This is a genomic window from Chryseobacterium sp. 2TAF14 (assembly GCF_052115105.1).
Classification (GTDB): domain Bacteria; phylum Bacteroidota; class Bacteroidia; order Flavobacteriales; family Weeksellaceae; genus Chryseobacterium.
In genome coordinates, this window is the sequence record NZ_JBFRGA010000174.1 from 1 (window position 1) to 5,860 (window position 5,860).

Genomic DNA, 5,860 nt, shown 5'->3' on the forward strand with positions numbered 1-5,860 from the left:
GGCTAAAGCAATCTGTTCTGAACTCTCATTTTTAGATTTGATAATGGCATTTTCTATGAAATCCAAAGCTTCATCTTTGTCGATTTCGATATTTATTTTTACAAAACCTTCGGCTTCTGCTCTGAGCATTGCCAAAAGCCTGTGAGAAGGAGTTCTGTTGAGATTTTCTTCCCATTCGAAATATTGTGAAAATTTTTGAGCTGCCTCATCATCTTTTTTAGCTTTCACCACTTTTGAAGTTACAACAGCTTTGCGCTGGAAAAGACGACGCAGATTTTTTCTGACGTACATGTTTTCATTAATCCATTCTGCCATAATGTCTCTTGCGCCCTGTAAAGCCTCTTCTTCGGAAGAAACCAGATCATTAAGATATTTTGCAGCGACAAACTGTATATCCTGAGCTTTTTGGCTCATAATGATTTTGGCTAAAGGCTCAAGACCTTTTTCTTTTGCAGAATCTGCTTTGGTTTTTCTGCGTTTTTTGAAAGGTAAATAGAGGTCTTCCAATTCTTGGATGTCAAAACTTTCTTCGATTTTTTGCTTTAATTCAGAAGACAGAGCATTTTGCTCTTCTATAGATTTTAAAATGCTTTCCTTTCGTTTTATAATGTCTTCAAACTGCTTGCTGAGTTTTGAGATTTGCTCGATTTGATTTTCATCTAAATTTCCGGTAGCATCTTTTCGGTAACGGGAAATAAAAGGAATGGTGCAGTCTTCAGACAATAATTTTAAAGTAGCATTAATACTTTTATCGGATAAGTTGAGTGTTTTGTATATAAATCCCGTTACAGTCATGAGGCTTTTTTAGAGGGCTAAAATACTGACTTTTTCAGAAGGAATAAAATAGGTATGAATGGTAATTAAGCTTTTTGAGATTTTTTAACAAACATATTACTGTTTCGTATAAATGAATTAAAAATATTATTTTGTATGAAAAGATGAATAATTTTCATTTTTAAAAGATTATACAATTGTTTTGTGTAATTATGTTATGATATGAATAAAAATACTATATTTGTACGGTGCCAGTAAATTGTATGCCTATGAAGAGAATTTTTACTTCTTATATTTCTTTGATAACTAAAAATCCAGATGTTTCTTCATATAAGCATCTTGCCTCTATCGCTCAATTACGAAACTATTCTATATTCCATACTATTATGAACAGATTTTTAATTTTTCTGGGGATTTTGCTGTGTTTTCAGCTCAGGGTCTCGGCTCAATGTACTGCCGTCCCCGTCCCATTTTTACAGTCTTTCAGTACGGGAGCATTGCCTTCCTGCTGGACAAGTCAAAACCCTACATCCACATCAACAAGCTTGTATGTTAAATGGAGATTTAGTGCATCTGCAGGTTATGGTGCAACTGGAAATGGAGGAAAACCTGCAGGAACTTTTGCCTGGGTAGATGCAAGCTCACCGTATGACAATATACACACGGTTGAGCTCATCAGTCCGCAGATTAATCTGACCGGATTGACAAATCCTTATGTGAAATTTGAATGGTTTAAAAACCATCTTACCTCGGCTACAGGAACGCTTCCAAATTATGAAAATAACAGGATGAAGGTTGAAGTAAATAACGGAAGCGGCTGGGTTGAAATATGGTCAGATAACAGTAATGCTCCGGAATGGAGAACTGTAGGAATCCCCCTTGCTGCAAGCTATGTCGGTACAACAGTACAGCTTAAATTTACTGTTGACAAAGATGTTTTGGGTGATGGTTATTTTTACGACGATGTGCTTTTAGATGAAGTTCAGGTAATCCAGGCGCCAACTTGTTTTGAACCTGTTACTGCCTTAGCGACAAATGTTACTCCTAATTCCGCTACATTGAATTGGGCGGCTCCTTTAGCTCCGGCTCCGGCTCCTGCAGGCGGATATGAATACTATTACAGTACCAATAGTGCGTCTCCAAATGCTGGAACAACAGGAACTATTGTTCCCGGGCTTTCAGCTAACATTACACCTTTGGCTTCAGGAAGTACCTACTATTGGTGGGTTCGGTCGGTATGCTCTGCTTCAGATAAATCTTTGTGGGTCGAAGGTGAGCCATTCACTCCTGGACAGGTGGGAGTAGGAACTTCAACGCATGCATATTTGCCGGTATATTCTTGCTCGGGATACAACTATTCTCAACAAATTTATACAGCAACAGAAATTGCGGGTGCAGTTGGAACAAATAACATGATTACATCAATAAAGTTTTTCGTATCTACTATTGCAGCAACTCAGGCAAATTATAACCAATGGGTAGTTTATATGGGAAACACTGCTCAAAATGATTTTGCTACGACTACAAGCTGGATCCCTGCCGCAACGATGACTCAGGTCTATACCGGAACATTGCCTGTAATGGCTGCAGGAAGCTGGGTTGAGATTCCATTAGCAACACCATTTCTTTGGGACGGAACAAGTAATGTAGTGATTGCAGTAGATGAAAATACTACAGGAACATCTTGTACAGCCAATTGGGGAAGCTATTCTGCAGGACCTAACAGAGGAATGCTTTATTATAATACAACAACCAATCCAGATCCGCTGAATCCTCCTACAGCAACAAGCAGATATGCGGTTTTACCAAGGCTACAACTTACCGGTACTGTTTTACCTTCGTGTACAAATGTACCTCCTTCAAATATTGCAGTAAGCAATATTACGTCTAATTCTGCATCAGTATCTTGGACAGCAACGCAGAACGCAACTTATGTGGTAAGATATAGAACTTTACCATCCGGAGCATGGCAAACGATTAATGTTACCACTCCATTTACAAATAATGTTCAGCTTCCCGGACTTACTGAGCAAACCCAATATGAAGTAGAAATTGCTACAATTTGCGGAACTCAGGGAGCATTTTCTGCGCCAGTTCCTTTTACCACTCCGGCTCTTACATACTGTAGTTCAGGAACGGCATCAGTAACCAATGCGTATATCAGTAATATTACCATGATCGGAACAAATGTTCCGACCACGTCTAATAATTCCGGAGCAAGTACTTATACAGATTATTCTAATGATCCATCAAAAACAATCACTTTATTAAGAAATTCGGCTAACAATACATTGTCAGTTGGAAGAACTATTAATTCAGGAACTTATTCTACCTATGCATGGATTGACTTTAACGGTGACGGAATTTTTAATAACAATCCTGTAGGAACTGCAGGAGGTGAAAGAATTATGAATCTTGGTTATTCTAGTACAACTCCTGTAACCGCTAATTTCGACGTACCTGCGAATGCTTATATCGGAACCAGTAAAATTAAAATGCGTGTAATCGTATATTTCCTTACTCCGGCAGATGCTTGCGCTAATCTTACCAGTAATGGGGAAGTAGAAGATTACCAGGTTAAGTTTATTGATCTTCAGCCATGTACTACTGCGCCTCCAACAAGTATTGCAGTAGGTAACCTTACTCATACTTCAGCATATGTATCTTGGATGCCTACAGCAAATGCTACGTATGTTATCAGATGGAGACAAGGAACTACAGGAGCGTGGTTGCCAAGTGCAGCAGGATTAACACTTCCTGCAGGGCAGAGTTTTCATACAATTACTAACCTGACTGAGCAAACTGCTTATCAGGTACAGGTGGCAACTATTTGCGGTGGAACACAGGGAGCATTCTCTCCATCGTTAAATTTTACCACACCGCCTGTTACATATTGTAATATGACTGGTACAGGAACAAACGATCATATTTCTAATGTAAAAGTAACTCCTGTAAATTTTCCAATTATGGAAAATGCTTCACTTCAAACTAATTACATCAGTTATACCACACCTCAAACATTAATTAATCTTGAGATAGGTTCTGTAGGTAATCAGATTTCAGTATCAAAAACTTGGACAGGAACTACGTACGGTGACTCTGTACATGCCTGGATCGACTGGAATAGAGACGGAGTATTTACAGATAGTGAAAAAATAATGATCACCCCTTCCAATACCACAACTCCGGTAACCGCAACATTTGATGTTCCGTCAACAGGAGTTTATACAGGAACGAATACTACAACAATGAGAGTTGTTCTGAAAAGAGGAAGTGCACCAGTGATGTGTCAGGATGCAGGAAATGGAGAAGTTGAAGATTATGCCGTAAGATTAAGACCTTGTAACAATACTACTCCGGGAGCTCCTACTTTTACTACAATAACTCATAATTCAGTTGTTGTAAACTGGACTCCTGCAGCAAATAACAATGCATTTATTTTAGAATACAGACCGGTAACCACTCCTGCTTCTGCATGGACGACAATGAACCTTTCAGTTTTAGGGGGAAATCCACCGGTAAGTATTACGGGATTAACGCCTGCTACAATGTATGAAATTAGAGTAGCTGCAGTATGTGGAAGCGGAGGAACAGGTGCTTTTACTCCGATACAAACATTTACAACAAGATGCGATCCTACACCACCAAACGTTGTGATATCTAATATTACATCAAACTCAGCAATCGTAACATGGAATCCGCTTGTTCCAAATGCTACTTATGTTTTAAGATGGAGAGAAGTTGGAACGATTCCGTGGAATACTCCTACATTACCTCCACCGCCAGTGAACACTTATACTATACCAAATCTTGAATCTTATAAAACATATGAGGTTCAGGTAGCAAGCATTTGTAATGGCGAAACAAATCCTAATCCATGGGCAAATACACAGATATTTACAACGGTAAGAGTTTGTGAAGTACCTCCTCCAGGATTTACCATTACCCAAATAACTCCTACAACGGCAGAAGTAGTTTGGGATTCTTTCCCGGGTGCTACTTACATTCTGAGATACAGAAAAGTTGGTATTCCGAGCTGGACAAATGTTCCGGTAAATACAAATACGTATGTAATAACAGGATTATTAGAATTAACTAAATATGAAATGCAGGTGGCAAATGTTTGCAGCGGAACTCCGGGTAATTTTACTCCGCTCTACTACTTTACAACACCTACAGTGATTTATTGCCAGATGCATTCAAATAATTCTGCATCAGAATATATTTCAAAAGTTACTGCTAAACCGAATGGTAAACCAGAAATGATCAATGTTTCAACGGGAAGTACTTATTCTGATTTTACGGGCGATCCTACAAAATTCATTGAATTAATTCAGGGATCAGCAGGAAATCAAATTACGATTGATAAAACTCAGGGAGCAGATTCCGGACTTGCAGTCTGGATCGACTTCAACAGAAACGGAGAATTTGATCTTGATGAAAGAATCCTTGCAGACGGCCCAAATTCAAACTCTACTGCAAGCGCAACATTCAGCGTACCATCAGATGCATTCATTAGCATGACCAATTCTAAATACGTTGTGATGAGAGTAGCGATGGCTAAAGGAGCTATCCCTGTTAACTGTATCAGTTTTGACGACGGGGAAGTAGAAGATTATACGGTAAGAATATCTAAGTTACCAGCTGCTAATTCCGTTAATCAGAACGATATTTTGATTTATCCAAACCCTGTAAAATCTGTATTAAACGTGAAAAATATTAGTGAAAAGGCAAATTATAAAATTTATAGCGCTGCCGGAAGATTAGTATCTAGCGGATTAATCGTTAATAATAAAATTGATGTAAGTGCACTTATCAGCGGAGTTTACGTCATTGATATTGATGATGTGAAAGGACAGGTACAGAAAAAATTCATTAAAGAAGAATAACTGTTTTAACTTATCTATAACAAATAAGCTCTCAATTATGAGAGCTTATTTTGTTTTATTAAGGTAAATTAATTAATGTTTTATTTTAAAACTTCATTGTAGTATAACAAATCATTATTTTCGTCAAAACCGATTATCATCACACGGAAATTTTTTGCATCATCATTATTATACCATTGTACAACGGTAGGTTCTCC

The 5,860-nt window shown here is 38.0% G+C and carries 2 protein-coding genes; one reads left to right on the plus strand and one right to left on the minus strand.

Annotated elements, in window-relative coordinates; genetic code table 11:
* Positions 1-795 (minus strand): Tex-like N-terminal domain-containing protein (locus AB4Y90_RS14765; RefSeq protein ID WP_441558305.1); only part of this gene is annotated, 795 nt, incomplete at its 3' end.
* Between the two features lie 248 nt (positions 796-1,043).
* On the opposite strand from AB4Y90_RS14765, the gene AB4Y90_RS14770 reads away from it, so the two are divergent.
* The gene (locus AB4Y90_RS14770) at positions 1,044-5,663 is read left to right on the plus strand and encodes a GEVED domain-containing protein (RefSeq protein WP_441558306.1); all 4,620 of its coding nucleotides are present in this window, start codon (positions 1,044-1,046) and stop codon (positions 5,661-5,663) included.
* The last annotated feature ends 197 nt before the right edge of the window (positions 5,664-5,860 follow it).